Annotated in this window: 2 protein-coding genes and 1 pseudogene; 1 reads left to right on the forward strand and 2 read right to left on the reverse strand. The window is 45.1% G+C overall.

Annotation, left to right across the window (positions count from 1 at the left end; genetic code table 11):
* Positions 1 to 1,164: glycosyltransferase family 87 protein (locus ACOJTG_RS19695; RefSeq protein WP_420155386.1), on the reverse strand; the 1,164-nt coding region annotated here is incomplete at its 3' end.
* A 466-nt stretch (positions 1,165 to 1,630) separates the two neighbouring features.
* On the opposite strand from ACOJTG_RS19695, the gene ACOJTG_RS19700 reads away from it, so the two are divergent.
* Positions 1,631 to 2,323 carry a hypothetical protein gene (locus ACOJTG_RS19700; RefSeq protein WP_420155387.1) on the forward strand — a complete coding sequence of 231 codons (693 nt, stop codon included), beginning with the start codon at positions 1,631 to 1,633 and terminating at the stop codon, positions 2,321 to 2,323.
* Positions 2,324 to 2,454: 131 nt separating this feature from the next.
* Here the strand turns inward: ACOJTG_RS19700 and ACOJTG_RS19705 are convergent.
* Positions 2,455 to 3,088 (reverse strand): annotated as a pseudogene (locus tag ACOJTG_RS19705) (TonB-dependent receptor); the annotation flags it as partial.

Below are 3,088 nucleotides of genomic sequence, written 5' to 3' on the forward strand. Positions count from 1 at the left end.
TGAGATTCGGTGCTTACGTTGTTGAAGCCCACGACTAATTAATTCAAATTGTAAAACAAACCAGACCAGCGTGCAGGGGATCACCTTAATAAGATAAGGGTAGAAGAATGCTCTTCGCCACAGGGGCGGATAAACGTCGGAAGCCGAGAGAACAGTCAGAAAAAATACCAGTAGCGTGCAGACAGTCGCCCAACGGGAATACCGTTCTTTTTCAAGTAAAATGTACAGGGCCGCACCTTGAACGGCAATGATATACGTTTGAGCTTCGGCCGCGTGATTGAATAGGATTACCCAGAGCAGTACATAAGCTAGTAAGCTTAAACGGGTCGTTAGATTCAAGGGTTGAACCCGTGATTTCAGCCAGTAGATACTCCAGGTTGCCGCCAGTAGCAATAAACCCACGATCTGTACGGTGCTAACGGCCTCAAACGCGGGCCAGATTAGCTTCAGCAAACCCATGATTGAAAAGCCATAGTTTACTTTATAATCCGCTTGCAAACAGGCAATCCATTGCTGATACACTTCCAGAAATCGATCCCAGGCCAGTAACGGAAGCGGCAGGAGGTTTAATAACAAAAACCAGCCTATTGAACTAGCGATGTACCGACCGGGTCGGGGATAAAAGACAAACAGAGCCGCGAAAATGAGCCCGTAGCCCTTGATACAGAAGGCCAACAGCGGAAACAAAGCTGCCCTACCCGTTTTTCCGTTTTCCAGATTTGAAAAGGTCAGCAGCCCTAGTGCCGTAATGAGCGGATTGGTTTGCTGGTAGTGCAGAGCAAAACTGAGCTCAATGAAAACAAACCACCAGCAAAATAGCTTTTGCGAATGCGTAATGGGGAGCGAACGAATCGCGTAAAAGAGTACGTAGGAACTGATTACAGTCCAGATGATTAAACCAATCCAGATTGGCAGATAGGAAAACGGACTGAAGAACAGCGTAAAACTGGGATGGTACAGAAAAATGTCGAAGTACTCAGAAGGATACTCGACGTAGGGATTCGTACCAGCCAGTACGTGCAGGAAAGACTGCCTAAAAATCAGGTAGTTGTTATAGGATTTGGGTCCTTCAAAAATATGCTGCACACCAATAATTCCGCCAAGCAGCAAAAAACTCAGAAGCACCGTTCCTTCTTTTGAAAAGAATGCTTTGATAGATTTCATAAATGGGGTGAGTAACAAACGAAGCAAATGTATTTTCAGGTCTGATAAATCACTATTTTTTTGCCTTTAATAAGAATTAAATTATTTTAATGTACATTTTAATCTAATTCATTTCTCACTTTTGATTCTTCCTTTAAGAACGTCGCTTAATAGAGGTATTCCACCCGAGAAATATGTATATACGTCGCACAAACGCAGCTAATTCTTAGCTCCTTCAACCTGAATAACCTTACGTATGAAAACCATTTTTATTGTACTTTTTTTAGGAATATTCTTTCTTACAACCGGCTGTTCACGGTTTCACTCATCCGTGCGATCTAGTTATTGTACTCCAGCTTTCAACCTTAAAAATACCCATGTTCCAAGTGCCAATACGGATTCTCTTTTGAGCCAAGCAACGGAGTTAAAATCCTATTTCTCGGACCACGATATTTTGATAGCTAACGCGACGGGAACCTTATCTTTTTTGCACAAACTGATTCATAATCAATCCGATACTTCTTTAGCGGGAAAAGTTGAACGCCTGCACATCAAAAATGAATTACAGAATCGGCTCTTACTCGTTACTACCGAACTGAGTTCTTTCTCGGCTGAGCTGGATTGTGAAGGCGAACGGGCCGATCAGCTGGCTTCGTACCTGGATGAACGAGCCAACAACCGCAACGACATTCTCACCGTAGCTTCTATTGCCGTGGGGGCCGTTACAACCATCGCTACCGTTAGTATTTCATCTAATGCTACGCAAAACGTTGTAGGTCTGGTAGGCGGTTTGTTGAGTGGAGGACTGGGGGGCAGTAGCTTGATTAAGGGTCGGAAAGTACCCTTTAATCATCCGAGAAATGTACTGAAAGACATCTGGGAGGTCCCCCAGCAATCCAGCATCTATACGCCTTTCATCTGGTACATGCTGAACGAAAAGAGCTTTAGTAACGAGCACAAACAAGGCATCATTCACTCCATTCGCGATCGCTGGCTGACGTTACAGTTTGATGGTGAAACGGAAGGCCGGAAACAAAATTTACTGTTTGGCAAGGGTGGTAAGTACAAAGCCGATGATCTGCACGATCGGGCCGATTTGCTCAATCAGTTGCAATCCAGCATTCGTTCGTTGAATCAGGATTTGCAGAGTTTTGTATTGTCGGTAAATCGGTTGCCGTAAGTTGCCCTGCGTGGTTCAACATTATTGACCCCGTATGCAATGCGGGGTAACATCAAGCAGATATAAAATAAAAATCCTGCTTTATAAACCCACAAAGACAAGGAGTTTACAAAGCAGGATTCAAATCTTCGTTACAGATTGATCTCTACCCGGCCAAAGACATAACGACCGTTGAAACCAAACTGATTGGCCGTACGCGAATACAGAAACTGACCACTGTTGGAGTTCGCCGCGACGGTCATACGATCAGGATATACATCAAACAGGTTGTTTGACCCGATCGTGATCCGGACGGGTTTGGCAATCGAGTAGCCTAAACCAATGTCCGTAATGACTTTAGGCGTATAGTACTGCTGCCGCTCGATGGCATTGACAGCTTCAGTTACGCCACCAAAGTAATTATTCCGCAAAAAGACGTTGAACTTACCCCAATTGTACGTGAGCGTCAGGTTCACTTTTTTGTTGGGGATGGCTCGTTCCAGATAAATCCGGCTGGCGTTACTGAAGTATATATCCTCTTTGCCCTGCAGTAATTCCGAGGCTTTTACCGCACCAACCTGCCGGGTCTGGAAGAAAGAACCCGCTAAATCCGCCCGAAAGGTTCCCCTCCCCAGTCGCTCGCTGTAGGTCAATACGGCATCTATTCCTTTGGTCTCCGTATCGATAGCATTGGCGAAAAATTGGGCTCGGGTCGCATTGGCTTGTAAGAGAATGTCGTACAACTGACGATCGGCCTCTGAAGCATTGGCCGCATTACTTCCCGCA

Source organism: Siphonobacter sp. (genome assembly GCF_048595215.1).
GTDB lineage: Bacteria > Bacteroidota > Bacteroidia > Cytophagales > Spirosomataceae > Siphonobacter.